Source organism: Fulvimonas yonginensis (assembly GCF_037137055.1).
GTDB classification, from domain to species: domain Bacteria; phylum Pseudomonadota; class Gammaproteobacteria; order Xanthomonadales; family Rhodanobacteraceae; genus Frateuria_A; species Frateuria_A yonginensis.
In genome coordinates, this window is the sequence record NZ_JBBBNY010000001.1 from 244,264 (window position 1) to 260,429 (window position 16,166).

At 66.4% G+C, this 16,166-nt stretch carries 12 protein-coding genes and 1 tRNA gene; 5 read left to right on the forward strand and 8 right to left on the reverse strand.

Translation table 11 applies throughout. The features are described from left to right. Positions 1-233 precede the first annotated feature (233 nt). The 3 genes from WAT24_RS01045 to WAT24_RS01055 are packed head-to-tail and all read left to right on the forward strand — an operon-like array spanning position 234 to position 5,253. Positions 234-437 carry a ribbon-helix-helix domain-containing protein gene (locus tag WAT24_RS01045; RefSeq protein WP_336805952.1) on the forward strand — a complete coding sequence of 68 codons (204 nt, stop codon included), beginning with the start codon at positions 234-236 and terminating at the stop codon, positions 435-437. Continuing rightward, positions 434-2,191 (forward strand): N-6 DNA methylase, encoded by a 1,758-nt coding sequence (locus WAT24_RS01050; RefSeq protein WP_336805953.1) that lies wholly within the window; start codon positions 434-436, stop codon positions 2,189-2,191. The genes WAT24_RS01045 and WAT24_RS01050 overlap by 4 nt, the downstream gene beginning before the upstream one ends. Further along, complete coding sequence (locus WAT24_RS01055; protein ID WP_336805954.1) at positions 2,188-5,253, forward strand: Eco57I restriction-modification methylase domain-containing protein; 3,066 nt, start codon at positions 2,188-2,190, stop codon at positions 5,251-5,253. Before WAT24_RS01050 ends, WAT24_RS01055 begins: the two co-directional genes overlap by 4 nt. A 112-nt stretch (positions 5,254-5,365) precedes the next feature. Here the strand turns inward: WAT24_RS01055 and WAT24_RS01060 are convergent. From WAT24_RS01060 to dtd, 3 genes are all read right to left on the reverse strand, one after another. Then, positions 5,366-5,441: transfer RNA gene (locus tag WAT24_RS01060), tRNA-Ile, on the reverse strand. A gap of 160 nt (positions 5,442-5,601) precedes the next feature. Further along, positions 5,602-7,470, reverse strand: a complete 1,869-nt coding sequence (gene rpoD / locus WAT24_RS01065) for an RNA polymerase sigma factor RpoD (protein ID WP_336805955.1) — start codon at positions 7,468-7,470, stop codon at positions 5,602-5,604. Positions 7,471-7,633: 163 nt separating this feature from the next. After that, on the reverse strand, positions 7,634-8,077 hold the full coding sequence (dtd, locus tag WAT24_RS01070) for a D-aminoacyl-tRNA deacylase (protein ID WP_336805956.1): 444 nt from the start codon (positions 8,075-8,077) through the stop codon (positions 7,634-7,636). Positions 8,078-8,187: 110 nt separating this feature from the next. Between dtd and WAT24_RS01075 the strand changes: the two genes are divergently transcribed. Beyond that, positions 8,188-9,084, forward strand: a complete 897-nt coding sequence (locus WAT24_RS01075) for an LpxL/LpxP family acyltransferase (protein WP_336805957.1) — start codon at positions 8,188-8,190, stop codon at positions 9,082-9,084. Positions 9,085-9,163: 79 nt separating this feature from the next. Here the strand turns inward: WAT24_RS01075 and WAT24_RS01080 are convergent, their stop codons facing one another. The 3 genes from WAT24_RS01080 to WAT24_RS01090 form a co-directional block, all read right to left on the reverse strand. Further along, positions 9,164-9,490, reverse strand: a complete 327-nt coding sequence (locus WAT24_RS01080; protein WP_336805958.1) for a hypothetical protein — start codon at positions 9,488-9,490, stop codon at positions 9,164-9,166. Next, on the reverse strand, positions 9,487-11,193 hold the full coding sequence (locus tag WAT24_RS01085) for an ArnT family glycosyltransferase (protein ID WP_336805959.1): 1,707 nt from the start codon (positions 11,191-11,193) through the stop codon (positions 9,487-9,489). Before WAT24_RS01085 ends, WAT24_RS01080 begins: the two co-directional genes overlap by 4 nt. A gap of 69 nt (positions 11,194-11,262) precedes the next feature. Further along, positions 11,263-12,306: a CDP-glycerol glycerophosphotransferase family protein gene (locus tag WAT24_RS01090; protein ID WP_336805960.1), complete on the reverse strand. Its 1,044-nt coding sequence runs from the start codon at positions 12,304-12,306 to the stop codon at positions 11,263-11,265. 65 nt (positions 12,307-12,371) lie between these two features. Here WAT24_RS01090 and WAT24_RS01095 point away from each other — a divergent pair, with 65 nt between their 5' ends. Next, the gene (locus WAT24_RS01095; RefSeq protein WP_336805961.1) at positions 12,372-13,139 is read left to right on the forward strand and encodes a glycosyltransferase family 2 protein; all 768 of its coding nucleotides are present in this window, start codon (positions 12,372-12,374) and stop codon (positions 13,137-13,139) included. Here the strand turns inward: WAT24_RS01095 and WAT24_RS01100 are convergent. Next, complete coding sequence (locus WAT24_RS01100) at positions 13,102-14,409, reverse strand: O-antigen ligase family protein (RefSeq protein ID WP_336805962.1); 1,308 nt, start codon at positions 14,407-14,409, stop codon at positions 13,102-13,104. The two genes, WAT24_RS01095 and WAT24_RS01100, sit on opposite strands and share 38 nt — an antisense overlap. Further along, a complete protein-coding gene (locus WAT24_RS01105; protein WP_336805963.1) occupies positions 14,406-16,130 on the reverse strand; it encodes a glycosyltransferase family 39 protein in 1,725 nt (574 codons plus the stop codon). Before WAT24_RS01105 ends, WAT24_RS01100 begins: the two co-directional genes overlap by 4 nt. Positions 16,131-16,166: the final 36 nt, after the last annotated feature.

The following is a 16,166-nucleotide window of genomic DNA, read 5'->3' on the forward strand; positions in this document are numbered from 1 at the left end:
TTCGCGCTGTTACGCATCGCTCAAACTTGCCTGGTCGACTGCTCACGCAACCCCAGCTAAGCCCCTCGCAGTTAGAGATGCCTATGGCGGCAAAATTCTCACGTCGCCAGCGACCGAAGAACCAGCGATCGTCTCAATCTGTGAGCCAACCTCCCTCTAGTCTTGGCGTCCCGCATATTGGCAACGTGATGTGATGTGATGTAAAGTGATGCAACTAATTCTGAGGGCTAACCATGCCCGCGAAACGAGGACGCAAGCCGACCGGGAAACCGCGTGCAATGCGCGTGACGGTAAGTCTTCCCCCGGAACTTTGCGAAACCCTACAAGGCATCGCCAAGCAAAAGAAAGTGTCGGTCGCTTGGGTCATCCGCGACGCGGCCGAGAAATATGTCGCCGATCAATGGCCGCTGCTTCACGTGGGGAAGGAATGGCAATGAAACGCATCAATTCAAGCACCATTACGATTGGGGGCGCTCACGCAAGCGTCAGTCAGCGTGGTCGCTTTGCCGATCTTGATATAGACAAGCTGCGCGGTGGTTATTACACCTCTTCGGAGGTAGCTGAGTGGCTCTGTGGCTGGGCGATCCAATCGGCTGGAGACGCTGTGCTTGAGCCAAGTTGCGGTGATGGTGCATTTCTCGAAGCTGCTGCGCGTCGTCTACGGGCGCTTGGAGCAACTCCGGCTAAAATTGCGCGCCATCTCATCGGGGTGGAGATCATTCCGGCCGAAGCCCGGCTGGCCACCGAGCGGCTGCGGACTGAACTTGGCAAGTCAGCCGAGAAGATTGTCTGCAACTCGGACTTCTTTGCTTGGTGGCAGGCGTCCAATCAACCAGCCTTTGATGCGATCATTGGCAATCCGCCCTTCATTCGTTATCAGTCGTTTCCAGAACCGCACCGTACTCGCGCCATGTCGATCATGGGAGAGCAAGGATTAGCACCTAATCGCTTGACAAACATTTGGGTTCCGTTCGTTGTGGCGGCAACGGCCAGCCTGAAACCAGGCGGTCGTTTGGCGCTTGTGCTGCCAGCGGAAATTCTCCAAGTCACGTATGCGGCACAACTTCGATCCTACCTGACCGATCATTTTGCGCGAATCGACGTGGTTGCGTGCAATGAGCTGTTCTTTGAAAAAGCCGAACAGGAGGTTGTTCTGTTACTGGCGGACGGGGCGCTGGCTTCGGCATCGGCGGGCAACGAATGCCGCGTGGCTCTCACCGAAGCGAAAACCGTTTCCGACATTACGGGCAGCGCGCCTACCCTATTGCTTGGGCGGGCAGAGGCTAAGACTATTCGCCATGATAGCGAGAAGTGGCTGAAATACTTCCTCGATAACCGGCAAATCTCCTTCATGCGTGCGCTGCGAGAAGCTGAGATAACCACGCCCATGTCCACCCATGCGAGCATTGACGTTGGTGTGGTCACGGGCAAAAACGAGTTTTTTGTTTTATCGGCCGAACAAGTCTCTGCTCTGGGACTCGAAGGGCATACGACACCTCTTGTCTCCCGATCAGCGCAACTGCAGGGAAGCAAAATTGGCAAGGCGGACTGGAAAACCCTAGCGGCGGCTGGAGACCGTGTCCATCTGCTGACTATTAACGACGCGCAGGCTGGCAAGTTATCGGCCAAACTGCGCCGCTACATTGAAGACGGCGAGCGTAAGGAATTTCACAAAGGCTACAAGTGTTCGATTCGCAAGCCTTGGTACTTAGTCCCATCCGTGTGGGTGCCGGATGGCTTTGCTTTCCGGCAGATCTATGATTTTCCTCGCATGGTGCTAAACGCTTCGGGCGCAACTTCCACAGATACGATCCATCGTCTTCGCAGTAAAGGTGCGAGCCCGGAGCGAATCATTGCCAACACTTATACGTGGCTTACCGCCGCTTCTGCCGAGATCGAAGGCCGTAGCTACGGCGGTGGCGTTCTCGAACTGGAACCAACCGAAGCCGAAAGGCTGTTAATGCCAGCCACGCTAAACGGAGCGATGCCACTGGTCGAAGTAGATCAACTTGTTCGGACTGGCTACCTGGATAAAGTATTGGAAGAGAACGCTCGGGTAATTCTTCGCGAGCATATGGGTCTATCAGCATCCGATTGCAAATTGCTTAAAAGCGTATGGATAAAGATGCGCGATCGCAGGAATTCGCGTAAGCGCATGTCCCAGAAGGTGTCGCGGGGCGATGCAATATGAACAACACGAGCGCCAAGGCTGCTGCCCGCGCTCGGGTTGGCGAGTTGGTTCAGAACTTCAGGCGCAACGAAAAGGACTATCTCCAAACCGCTTATAATGAGACACAAGCGCGCACGGACTTCATTACGCCGCTACTCGCTGCATTTGGATGGGATGTCTACAATGACGCCGGCCTACCGCTTAGCCTCCGAGAAGTCATAGAAGAAGCCACCGTTGAGGTAGGTGAAGAGCGGCTCTCCAAGAAGCCAGACTATGAGCTGCGTCTTGCTCGCCAACGAAAGCTGTTTGTTGAAGCCAAGAAGCCGAGCGTCCGTATCGACCGCAGCAAGGATGCGGCCTTCCAGACGCGACGCTACGGGTATTCCGCCAGCCTGCCTATCGCTATCCTGACCAATTTTCATCAGCTCGCGGTTTATGACTGTCAGCCTTTGCCTGACTTGACCGATGAAGCGCATGTTGCCCGTCTCCTCCTGGTCCGTTTTGACGAGTTCGAGGCCCGCTTTGACGAGTTGTGGCCGCTGCTATCACGCGAGGCAGTCTACTCGGGCGATTTCGACCGCCTTTTCTCGGTCGATGTAACACGCCACGGGGCAGAACAGTTTGATGATTTTTTCTTGAGCCAAGTGCGCTCTTGGCGTGAGCGTTTGGCGCAGGACATTCACAGGAACACACCTGGGCTTTCTCCCGAAGAGCTGACTTATACGGTTCAGCTTTTCCTGCTGCGGATTGTCTTCCTTCGCATCTGCGAGGACAGAGATATTGAACGCTATGAAACCTTGCGCGGCCTCGCTGGTGACGATAGCTTCAATGCTTTGATGGCGGAATTGCGTCGGGCAGACGACTTCTATGATTCTGGCCTATTCCGGCTTCTGGACGACGCCCGGCTTGGTGTCCGTATTAGCGACGATGTGCTGAGCGGAATAATCAGTGAGCTGTATTACCCGCATAGTCCATACACATTCGCCGTCGTCGAAACCGAAGTGCTCGGCGAAATCTACGAGCAATTCCTGGGCGAGATCATTACGATCAACGCTACCGGTGCGATCCAGATCGTCAGCAAGCCAGAAGTTCGGGAAAGCGGCGGTGTCGTGCCGACGCCCAGGTATATCGTTGATGCTATCGTGCAGCGCACGCTTGGTCCATGCCTCACCGGCAAGGCTCCGACCGATCTGGCTGGATTTACGGTTGCCGACATTTGCTGTGGCTCCGGCATCTTCCTATTGTCGGTGTTTGAGTTGCTGACCGACCATTATCTTGCGTGGTATCAGGTCAACGATCTCGCGGCGCAGGCCGGCCGGACGATCTACGAAGCCGGAGCAGGGTTGTGGCGGCTCACCTTTCAAGAGAAGCGACGCATTCTGCTGGCCCATGTGAGGGGCGTTGACATCGATGCCAATGCCGTCGAGGTCGCCCGCTTCAGCCTCCTTCTAAAGCTGATTGAGGACGAAGGTGCGGCCGGTCTGCGTGATTATGTCGAACGCGCTGGCACGCCAGCCCTCCCAGACCTGGAAGGAACGCTACGCGCCGGTAACAGCCTCGTCAGTCAAGCGGAATGGGCAGCCACGCGGGGCGTGCTGCCGGCCCGCCTGCTGGAAAAGGTCAATCCGTTCTCGTGGGCCGATGAGTTCCCTGCCGAAATGGCACGGGGCGGGTTCGACGTGATCGTGGGGAATCCGCCCTATATCCGTATTCAGAACATGCAGGCGTATTCCCCGGAAGAGGCTGCTTTCTATCAGAACGCTGCCTCGCCCTACACGACAGCGCGGCAGGACAACTTCGACAAATATGCGCTGTTTGTCGAGCGATCCCTATCGCTTGTCCGGCCGGATGGGCGGCTCGGCTTCATTATCCCCCATAAGTTCATGACGATTCAGGCGGGGCGGGCGCTCCGCCGTCTGGTAACGACCGGCCACGTCCTTGAAGAGGTCGTGCATTTTGGCGTGCAGCAGGTCTTCGGGCGACAGGCAGCGAATTACACCTGCCTGCTGATCCTTGATCGGCGGGGAAAGGCCGAAGTGACGGTAGAGCGCGTCACGGCTCTCGAACCGTGGCGCTACGGGACGCCGGGCTCCCGGAGTGTGCTGCCGGCAGCCGAACTGACGGATGATCCGTGGCAGTTTGCGGACGAGGACACGCGTGCGCTGTTCGTGCGCGTCCGCGCGGCCTGCGGCCGGGAGCTAAAGGATGCGGCGGAAATCTTTGTCGGAGTCCAGACCAGCGCCGATCCGATCTTTATTTTCCGCGCGGCGGCCGAGACGGCCGACACAGTGACGCTGCGTTGGGACGGGCGGGATTGGCCGATTGAGCGCGGCGTTCTCCGCCCCTGCCTGCATGATGCCAGGCTCTACCCCTACACGCGCGCCAAAGCAAACGCGTGGATGATCTTCCCTTATGAGATCGTCCACGCCGCTCGCACCACGGCCAGGCTGATCCAACCGGCCGACATGGCGCGGCGTTTCCCGATGTGTTTCGCATATCTGACAGCGCGGCAAGCCGAGCTGGAACGCCGCAACGTTGTTGGCGGCGCCGCGAATGAGCGGCAGTTCTATCAGTTCGGCCGTTCTCAAAGCCTCACGAAGTTCGACAGTCCGAAGATCATCCTACCCATTCTCTCGCTCGAAGCCCGCTATGCTTACGACGAGAGCAACATCATCATGACCGGTGGCGGAAATGGCCCTTATTATCTGATCCGCCCGCTGGGCGATGTGCCGGAAAGTAATTTCTTTTTGCTTGCGGTTCTGCATCATCCTCTGAGCGAAGCAATAGTCAGGACGCATACAAGCTCCTTCCGAGGCGGGTACTACTCGCACGGCAAGCAGTTCATCGAGCATCTGCCAATCCCTTCGGCGACGCCGGCGCAGCGCACCGAGATTGAAACGCTGGTTCGTCAATTGATCGACGCGAACGATGCTGTCTTGGCGGCACGAACGCCGCGCCATAAAACACTTCATGAGCGCAATGCAGTTGCGCTGCGCGGGCAAATTGAGGCTCGCATTAGCGCTTTGTTCGGCCTTTCAAAAGAGGATATGGCGCTCGTGAATTCAGTACCAATCCCAGCCTGAATGTGTGGATGATACATTTTCTTGTAGCGCGCATATCCACCGTTATCAAAAAACCGCGGGTTCTTCCAAAGATCGGAGGACTGTCGTCTTCTTCATCCCCTTCCCAGCGCGATGGTGGGCCCACCAGGACTCGAACCTGGAACCAAGGGATTATGAGTCCCCTGCTCTAACCATTGAGCTATAGGCCCGGAGCGGCGGCGCTTCCGCGGTGTGTGGCGAGCGGAAGATGGTATCGGCCGTGGCGGGGTGCGTCGAGCGCGGTGGCGTCGGATCGCCTTTGCCCGCGGCCTTCCGGCGCTTGCGGCGCGCATGAAAAAGGCCCCGCCGCAGCGGGGCCTCGCGGGGCGCTCAGTCCAGGTCGAGGAACGAGCGCAGCTGTTCCGAGCGGCTCGGGTGGCGCAGCTTGCGCAGCGCCTTGGCCTCGATCTGGCGGATGCGCTCGCGGGTGACGTCGAACTGCTTGCCGACTTCCTCGAGGGTGTGGTCGGTGTTCATGTCGATGCCGAAGCGCATGCGCAGCACCTTCGCTTCCCGCGGCGTGAGGCCGGCGAGCACGTCGCGCACGGTCTCCATCAGGCCCGTCTCGGTCGCCGACTCGATCGGCGAGGAGGCGTTGGTGTCCTCGATGAAGTCGCCCAGATGCGAGTCCTCGTCGTCGCCGATCGGGGTCTCCATCGAGATCGGTTCCTTGGCGATCTTGAGCACCTTGCGGATCTTGTCCTCGGGCATCTCCATCTCCTTGGCCAGCTCCTCCGGCGTCGGCTCGCGGCCGAACTGCTGGAGCATCTGGCGGGAGATGCGGTTCAGCTTGTTGATCGTCTCGATCATGTGCACCGGGATGCGGATGGTGCGCGCCTGGTCGGCGATCGAGCGGGTGATCGCCTGGCGGATCCACCAGGTGGCGTAGGTCGAGAACTTGTAGCCGCGGCGGTACTCGAACTTGTCCACCGCCTTCATCAGGCCGATGTTGCCCTCCTGGATCAGGTCCAGGAACTGCAGGCCGCGGTTGGTGTACTTCTTGGCGATCGAGATCACCAGGCGCAGGTTCGCCTCGACCATCTCCTTCTTGGCGCGGCGGGCCTTGGCCTCGCCGATCGACATGGCGCGGTTGATCTCCTTGATGTCGGTCAACGGCAGGAACAGCTTGCGCTCGATGGCGGCGAGCTTCTCCTGCTCGGCATCGATCGCCTCGCGGTAGGTCTTGATGTTCGGCGACCACTTCTGCCGCTTGCGCGCGAGCTCGGCGGTCCACTCGAGGTTGCCCTCGTTGCTCGGGAAGGCCTTGAGGAACTCCGCCTTGGGCATCTTCACCTGCTTGACGAAGATGTCCATCAGCACGCGCTCGTGGTGGCGGATGTCCCCCACCACCTCGCGCAGCTTGCGCACGAAGCTGTCGATCAGCGCCGAGGGCAGCTTCAGCTTGAGGAACTCCTCGGCCATCTGCTCGCGCAGCTTGACGATCTTCTTGTCGGTGATGCCGGTGGCCTTGGCCGCGGCCTTCTGGAACTTGGTGTAGTAGTCGCGCAGCAGCTCCATGCGGCGCTTGACCTCTTCCGGATCGGGACCGCTCGGGCCGGCGTCCTCGTCGTCCGCGGTGGCCTCCTCGTCCTCGTCCTCGTCCGCATCCTCTTCGACCACCTCGCCGTTGGCGGCGGCCTCCTCGGCCTCGGCCAAGGCGGCGTCGGCGGCCTGCTCCAGGTCGGCGAAGCCGGCCAGGATCTCGGACAGGCGGCGCTTGCCGTCCAGGTGCTGGTCGTACTCCTCCAGCAGCAACTCGATGGTCAGCGGGAAGCTGGCCAGCGCGGTCTGCACCTGGGCCAGGCCTTCCTCGATGCGCTTGGCGATGGCGATCTCGCCCTCGCGGGTGAGCAGTTCCACCGTACCCATCTCGCGCATGTACATGCGCACCGGGTCGGTGGTGCGGCCGACCTCGGAATCGACCGCCGACAGCAGCGCGACCGCTTCCTCGGCGGCGGCCTCGTCGTCGGTGGCGCCGCCGGGGGCGTTGTCGGCCAGCGGGTCGGCATCCGGCGCGGCGTCGTGCACCTCGATGCCGACGCCCTTGAGCACCGCCATGATGTCTTCGATCTGCTCCGGATCGACGATGTCGTCGGGCAAGTGGTCGTTGATCTCGGCGTAGGTCAGGTAGCCCTGTTCCAGGCCCTTGGAGATGAGCGCCTTGATTTCGGACTGTTGCTCGGGAGCTTTGTTGTTCATACCTACCGCCGCAGATGCAGGAACCGGTCAGTATAGCGATGTGGCGCTTTTTTGACCAGTTCCAGAGAGAAAAATTTCGCGCGGCCCGCACGCAAAAATCGCGCCAGACAAGGCGTTTGCATGGGCTCGTCGCACGTCCGCATTATCGACACATGGGGCCGGGTCAGGGCACTTCCAGCCAGAAGGTGACCGGGCCGTCGTTGATGAGTCGAACCTCCATATGGGCGCCGAAGCGCCCGGTTTCCACCCCTCCCCGGTGCGTGGCCCGCGCCAGCTCGACCAGCCGCTCGAACCAGCGGCGGCCGTGTTCGGGCGGCGCGGCGCGGGTGAAGCTCGGGCGCATGCCCGAACGGGTGTCGGCGGCCAGGGTGAACTGGCTGACCAGCAGCAGGCCGCCGCCGGTATCCGCGAGCGAGCGGTTCATGCGTCCGGCCTCGTCGGCGAACACGCGGTAGCCGAGCAGGCGTTCCAGCATGCGCCTGGCCTGCGCCTCGCCGTCGTCGGGCTGCACCGCGACCAGCGCGAGCAGGCCGGGGCCGATCGCGCCCACGGTCTGGCCGTCGACGTCGACGCTGGCGGAAAGCACGCGCTGGATCAGGCTGATCATCGTTCGGATCGCGGGGGCGGTGGCGTCCCTGCAAGAATAGGGGATGGTCTGCAGCTAACGGCAGGCCAGGCAATCCCTTGACCGCACGAGCCCGCGCAACCAGGAGCCGCATGCGCCCGGACATCTACCTGATCTACCTCCTGCTGCGCCTGTTCGGCCTGCTGCCGCTGCGCCTGCTGCACGGCGTGGGCGCGGCGCTCGGCCGGCTGACGCTGTGGTGGCACGGGCGCACCCGGCACGACACCGCGGTCAACCTGACCATCGCCCGGCCGGGGCTGGATCCGGCCGCCCGCGCCGCGCTGCTGCGCGAGGTGATGGCCGAGGGCGGCAAGTCGCTCACCGAGATCGTCAAGGTGTGGGGCGCGGGCGCCGAACGGGCGCTGGGACTGGTGCGCGAGGTGCGCGGGGGCGAGCTATTCGACGCCGCGCTGGCGGCGGGCAAGGGCGTGATCATCGCGGCCCCGCACCTGGGCTGCTGGGAACTGCTCAATTACTGGCTGTGCAGCCGCACGCCTATGGCCATCCTCTACCGGCCGCCGCGCATCGCCGGGGTCGAGCAGCTGTTGCGCAAGGTGCGCGGCGCGCTGGCGCCGGAGCAGGTCCGGGCCGAGGGGGCCGGCGTGCGCACGCTGTACAAGCGGCTGGCCGCCGGCGGCACGGTCGGCATCCTGCCGGACCAGAAGCCGCGCGCGGGCGAGGGCGAGTTCGCGCCGTTCTACGGCCGCGACGCGCTGACCATGGTGCTGCTGCCGCGCCTGGCCGCACGCACCGGCGCCACCGTGCTGTTCGCCTTCGCCGAGCGCCTGCCGCACGGGGCGGGATTCCGGGTGCACCTGCTGCCGGCGCCCGCCGGCCTGGATGACGCCGACCCGCAGCGCGCCTGCGCCGCGCTGAACCGCGGCGTGGAGGCGTGCGTGGAGCGGGCCTTCACGCAGTATCAGTGGCATTATCGGCGCTGGTCCGGGCACGGCCTGCCCAACCCCTACGTCCGCGCGACACGACCGTAGAGCGAGCTTGCTCGCGATGCCTTGGCTCTGCCGCTCCGCCGGCGCCGGAGATGTCGGAGATGTCGGAAGCAAGCCCGCTCTACCGGTGGGGTTCGCTCAGGCGGCGCAGGAAGACGGCCATCTCCTTCTCGGCCTGCTTGTCGCCGCGCCGGCCGGCCGCCGCGATACCCTGGCGCCAGGCTTCCGCCGCACCCGCTGGGTCGCCGTCCGCCAGGCAGGCCTTGCCGAGCAGCTTCCAGGCGGCGGAATAGTCCGGATCGAAGGCCAGCGCGTGACGCAGCTCGTCCGCTGCCTCCGCGGCCAGCCCTTCTCCCAGCAGCGCATTGCCCAGCGAGAAGCGCAGCAGCGCACCGTCGCGCGGGCCGCCGCACTGGGCGCGCAGGCGCTCGATCAGCGCACCGTTCACGGCAGCTGCCGGTAGCGGCCGTCGGGGTTGGGATAGATCCGCGTGGGTTGCGCCGGCTCGGCCGGGCGGTGCCCCGCTCGCAGGTCCGCCAGCGTGGTGGCCGGCCACACTACCACCCAGGAGGAACGGAACGGCTGCACCAGAAGCGGGTAGCGCAGCGCGTCGGCGTCCAGGTGATCGGGATGGGTGACGATCAGGCCGTTCGGGTGGGCGCGGGCGAACGCCTCCACTGCGGCGTCTCCGTACAGTTCGGTAATCGGGTGCTCGAGCCGGCCGGCGAAATGGAACTGGCCCTCGTACACGCCGGTGAAGCCGATCGCGCGGCCTTGCGCATCGGCCGCGCCGAGCAGCCGCGTCGTCGGGGTCAGGTCGTAGCGTGGCCACAGGGTCAGGGTGAACAGCGTGTTCACCGCCAGCGTGCCGAGCAGGCCGGCGAAGGCCAGCCGCCGCATCTCGCCGCGGCCACGCAGCAGCAGCAGCGCGCCCAGCAGCAGGAACACCACGCTGAAGAAGCGGCTGTAGGGCGCGGTGTTGTCGAACCACTCGCCGTGCAGGTGCCGGGTCTGGACCAGCCACGGCAGCAGGAACAGGAACACGGCGAAGGCGATGCCGCCCACCGCCAGCGGCCAGGTACCGAGCCAGCCGTTGTACGCCAGCGCGGGTCGCCGCTCGCGCAACAAGGCGACGGCGCCGGCCAGCAGCAGCACCGCACCGGCGAACTCGGGCAACGGGTAGTACAACTGCTTGCCGCTGATCAGCGAGAAGGTGACGAACACCGGCAGCACCCAGCACAGCGCGAAGCGTACGCCGGCATCGAGCGGGCGGCGCAGCAGGACCAGGGCGGCCCACGCGCGCGGCCAGCCGCTGAAGGGGAACAGCAGCACCGGCAACGCCAGCACGTACCACCACACCGGACGGGCGTGGTCGAAGGCGTTGACCACGCGGCCGGCGGTCTGGGTGAAGAACAGCCGCTGCCGGTAGGCCTCGCCGCCGCTGAAGCCGGCCGGCAGCGCCCAGGCCAGCAGCATGGCGAAGCCGAGCAGGAAGGCGAGCAGCCCCAGGCCGTACCAGCGCGTGCGGTGGCGCGCCGCCCACGCGTTCCACAGCGGGCCGAGCAGCCACGGGAACACCACGTGCAGGGCCATCACCGGGCCCTTGGTCAGCAGCCCGAAACCCAGGCACAGGCCGAACAGCCACCAGCGCGGCTCTTCGCGCGCGGGCGTGCGCGTCAGGCACAGCAGCGCGGCCAGTGTCCACACCGCGAGCAGCACGTCGTACATGACCTGCAGGCCGAACAGGAAGGCGTAGCCCAGCGCGAGCAGCATCCACGGCGCCGCGCGCGATACCCACGGCCGGTCCGGGAACAGCCGGCGCGCCAGCGCCGCCAGCAGCACCAGCTGGGTGCCGCCGAAGATCACCTCCAGCACGCGCGGCCACACGTCGCTGACGCCGAACACGAACCAGCCGGCGTGGATCAGCCAGAACAGCAGCGGCGCCTTCTCGCTGTACGGCGCGCCGTTGTTGTACGGCACCAGCCAGTGGCCGTGCTGCCACATCTCCCAGGCCACCGCCAGGGTGCGGGTCGAGTACAGCGGCATCGGGCCGTGCGAGAAGATCGCCAGCAGCGCGGCGGCCGTCCACAGGGGCAGCCAGGGCCAGAGGGCGCGCAGGTGTTCGGAACGGCTGTAGCTGCTGGGCGGCACGGGTGGTCTTCCTGGAGAAACGGCCGGAAGTTTAGCCTGTTCGCCGCGTCTCTCCCCGCAGCGCTCCGGTCAACCGGGCAACAGCGCGCGCACGTCCTGCGCGGCCTGCCAGCGGCGCCACAGATTGAGCGGCTTGCGCGCCAGCGAACCGTAGCCGCCGGCCAGCAGGGTCGCGGTGGCGGCCAGCACGCGCTCGCTGGAGCGGCCGTCGCGGTAGGGATGGATCGCCGCCGCGTGCGTCGCCAGCGCCGCCAGGATCGCGGGCGGCCGGGCCAGTGCGGCGTCGATTGCCGCATCCACCTCGCCGGGCGCCTGCACGTCCAGCATGAACGGCTTGGGCCGCCGGTTGCGCAGGGTGACCACCGGCTTTTCCTGCACCGCGAACTCGTCGATCACCGAAGAGGTATCGCAGACCAGCACGTCGGCCGCGCGCAGCATGTCGAGCAGGCGGTCCGACTCGAGGAAGCGCGCGAACGGCCCTTCCAGCGACCTGTAGCGCGCGATCAGCTGCGGATCGCACTTGGGATGCAGGGTCAGCAGCCAGTGGCGGTCGCCGCGCGCGGTGAGCGCGCGCAGGGTGTCGAACATCGCCCGTGCGGAACTCAGCGACTCGGTGAAGGTGGCCGCGTACATCACCACCGGGCGTCCGTCGGCCGGGCGCAGCGAGGGCGCATCGGGCGGCGGCGCGAACAGCGGGTCGAGCTTGGGCCAGCCGGTCTCGGTCACGGCGAAGTAGCGGTGCTCGCGCGCCAGCGCGCGGAACGGTTCGGTCGTCGCCGGGCCCTGCGTGCAGTACAGGTCGAAGAAGCCGCGCAGGCGGAAGTGGCCGCGATCGGGCTCGCGCTTCTCCGCGTTGAAGCCGTGGAACACCTGCACCTTGGCGCCGGGAAAGCCGGGCGGCACCCAGTTGGCGGCGGAGAACACCGCCTGCGGCGCCGCCGCGCGCACCGCCCGCGCCGAGCGCAGCCGCGGCTCGTCCGCGCGCAGGTAGCCGGCGACCGCCTCGGGCACCACCCAGCCCACGCGCTGGCCGGCCCGCTGCGCGGCCGCCGCCAGCGGGCGCAGGATCGGCAGCGCGTAGAGCTCGGTGGCGAACAGCAGGCACGAATCCATCGAAAGCACGATCCCGCGGGCACAAGCTGGCATTATGCCGCCACCGTCCGCCTGCCGGTTTCCGGATGACCCGCATACCGATCTCCGCCTGCATCATCACCCTCAACGAGGCCGACCGCATCGACGACTGCCTCGCCTCGCTCGCGTTCTGCGACGAGGTGGTGGTGGTCGATTCCGGCTCGACCGACGACACCTGCGCGCGCGCCGAGGCGCGCGGCGCGCGCGTGCTGCAGCGGCCGTTCGACGGCTTCCGCAGCCAGAAGGCGTTCGCGGTGGCGCAGGCGACGCACGACTGGGTGCTGTGCCTGGACGCCGACGAGCGGGTCGACGCCACCCTGCGCGCCAGCATCGAGGCCGCGCGCGCGGGCGGTTTCGCCACGGCCGCCGGTTACCGCTTCGCCCGGCTGTCGGAGTACTTCGGCGCCTTCCTGCGCCACGGCAACGCCTATCCCGATCGCGTGCTGCGCCTGTTCGACCGCCGCCGCGGCGGCTGGCGCGGCGAGCGCGAGATCCACGAGGCGGTCAGCGTGGACGGCCCGGTGCGCACGCTCGCCGGCAACCTGGAGCACCATCCCTACCGCTCGCTGTCCGAGCAGCTGGCCAAGCAGGAGCGCTACGCGCAGATGATGGCCGAGCACTTGCACGCGCGCGGCAAGCGCGCCACGCTCGGGCGGATCCTGCTCAGTCCCTGGTGGCGCTTCGTGCGCGGCTACCTGCTGCGTGGCGGCTTCCTGGACGGCTGGCGCGGCCTGCTCTACGCGCTGGTGCGCGTGGAGTACGTGCGGCGCAAGTTCCTCAAGCTGTGGCTGCTGGAGCGCGGCTACCGGCCCTGAGCCGCAGCAGGTGGCCCAGGCGCACGGCCAGGCCGAGCACCAGGAAGAAGAACAGCGACTGCGACATCACGCGGTAGAACACGCTCTCGCCGAGCGCGCAGAGCAGGTAGAGCACGGTGATCGCCAGGCCGGCCGCCGCGGTCGCGGCGACCGCGTCGTCCGGATGCGACAGCGCCCGCCCGAACCACAGCAACGGCGCTGCGAACACCGCCAGCAACGCGAACAGCAACGGCAGGCCGCCGGTGGCGAGCGCGCGCAGGTACTCGTTGTGCGGCTGGTTGTAGGGGGCGATGGCCGGGTCGGTGCGGCCGGCGGCGATCTCCGCCTGCACGTACGCCTGGTACTGGTCGATGCCGATCCCGGCGAGCGGATGGGTGGCGAAGGCGCGCCAGGCGGTGCGCCACATCTCCAGGCGTTCGCCGACCGACCCGTCCGGGTCGCCCTGGTCGAAACCGTTCACCTCCTGCTGGATCTCGGTGAACCGGCCGAGCATGGCGCCGTGCAGGCTGGCGGTGGCGATGGCGCCGCCCACGCACACCGCGGCCGCCAGGGCGAGGCTCCAGCGCCAGCGGCCGCTGTGCCGCACGTGCGTCAGCAGGACCAGCAGGAACGCCGGCACGAACGCGAGCAGCGGGCCGCGGCTCTGCGTCAGCAGCGCGCCGTACATGCCGAACACCATGCCCGCGCCGTGCAGCCACCAGCGCCATTCGCTGGGCCGCAGACGCAGCAGTTGCACCAGTGCGAGCAGGGCGAGCCCGAGCAGCAGGGTGGCGCATTCGATCGCCGCCGAGCCGCCGCCATTGAGACCGTGCGCGCGCTCCACGCCGAGCACGTAGTGCTGCACCAGGCAGACCGTGCCCAGCCCCACCGCGGTCAGGCTGAAGCCCGCCCAGACCAGGCCCATGCGCAGCCGCCGGCCGAACACGGCTGCCACCACCAGGTACAGCAGCACGTGCGCCGCGTGGTCCAGCGGCCGCCAGCCCAGCCGATGCCACAGCACGTTGGCGACCTCCAGGGCAACCAGCGCCGCCGCCGCCAGCAGCACCGGTGCGGCCGCCCGGTAACCGCCACGCACCGGCGCGCGCCACAGCAGCACCAGCCCGGAAAGGAACAACAGCGCCACCGGCAGGACCTTGATGTCCGGTTCGACGGAGAACGACAGGGGCGCCAGCGCGACCAGGCCCGACAGCAGCCAGGCGTACCCGTCGCGCAGCCTTGCGCGGGCGCGCGGCACCACCGTCATCGCCGCACCGGGACTGCGCGCGTTCATTCGCCCACCTCCGCATCGGTCGCCTCGGCGGCCGGATCGGGCGTGCAGCCCGGGATCACCGCGTCGGCCTTGAACATCCACCATTCGCGCCGGTTGGCATGGCCGAGGTCGAGCGCCCGCTCGCGGCGCACGCAGTTGCCCATCGCCGGCTCCTGCGCGAACAGCCAGCGGTGCGCCGGGTCCTGCGCCTGCCACGCGACGGCGGCGGCGAACTGCTCGGTCCAGGGACGGGTGAAACCGAAATCGGTGGCGGGACGGTCGAGCATCAGCAGGTTCTGTTCCTTCCAGGCGACCAGGCCGATGCGGTCGCCCGGACCGAGCTGCGCGCGGGCGCGGGCCATCAGGCCGGCGGCGGAGCTGGAATCGTTGAGCAGCGGCGCGATGCCGAAGCTCCAGCCCAGCCACAGCGCCACCATGCCGCCGCCCACCGCCCAGGCCGCACGCGGCAGCCGCAACCACGCGGCGAGCGCGAGCTGCGCGGCGCCGATCGCGGCCAGCCAGCCGAACAGCGCACGCGCGCCGCCGTCGAAACCACGCTGCTCGGCCCAGTGCGCGGCGAACGGTGGATGGGCCAGCAGCGCGTAGGCGCCGACCACGAACAGCAAGGTGCCGAACAAGCCGATGAAGGCCAGCCCCGCGGTGCGCAGCCAGCGCGTTTGCAGCAGCTCCGGCAGGAACGGCGCGCTGGCCAGCGCGACCATCGGCAGCGCCGGCAGGATGTAGACGTCGCGCTTGCCGGAGGGAATCGAGAAGAACAGCAGCACCAGCCCGACCCAGGCCAGCGGCAGCAGCACGCGCGCGTCCTTCGCCTTCAGCGCGCGCCACCAGCGCGGCAGGGTGCCCGGGTAGGCCAGCGACAGCGGCAGCCAGCTGAACAGCACGATCGGCACGTAGTAGAACGGGGAATGGATGTGGCCCCAGGACCGGGCGTAACGGTCGGCGGTCTGGTGGAACAGGATGTCCCGCACATAGGCCGCGTAGGCCGGGTCGTCCGCGTGCGCGCGGGCCGCCAGCAGCATCGGCACCAGCCACAGCGCGATCGCGGCCAGTACCGCCAGCGGGCCCAACCACCAACGCAGTGCATTGCCCGTGCCCATGGTGGTGGCACCTTCCCAGCCGCGGCGTCGAGCGAACGCATACGGCAGCAGCAGCAGGAGCGGCAGGAACCCGACGCCCTTGGTGATCACGCCGAGGCCGGCGCAGAAGCAGCCCAACCAGTACGCGCGCCAGTGCGGCCCGAGCAGCAGGTGCCTGAGCAGGCCCCAGTTGCCGGCGGTGATCAGGAACATCACCAGCGGATCGATCTGCGCGCGCTTGGTCTGGTAGACGAACTGGAACGCCAGCAGCAGCGCCGCCGCGCCGTACAGGCCCGCCTCACGGCTCCACAGCCGGCGGCCCAGGTCGTAGACCAGTGCCAGCGTGCCCAGGGCAGCCAGCAGCGAGGGCAGCAGGAAGGCGATGCGCCAGTTGCGCACCAGTTCGAAGCTGGCCGCCTCCGCCCACATCAGCACGGGCGGCTTGTCGGCATACAGTTCGCTGCCGCGGTGGGGGAACATCCAGTCGCCGCCCTCCACCATCTGCTTGGCGGCGAGCGCGAAGCGCGGCTCGTCCGACGGCCACGGATCGCGCAGGCCGATGCCGGCGCCGACGATCACCAGGGCGATCAGCATCAGCAGCCAGAAGCGGCGGCGGTCGTGGGGATGGGCATGGACAGGGGACATGGGCGATCCGTGCAGCGACAGCGAGGCGTTGTAACC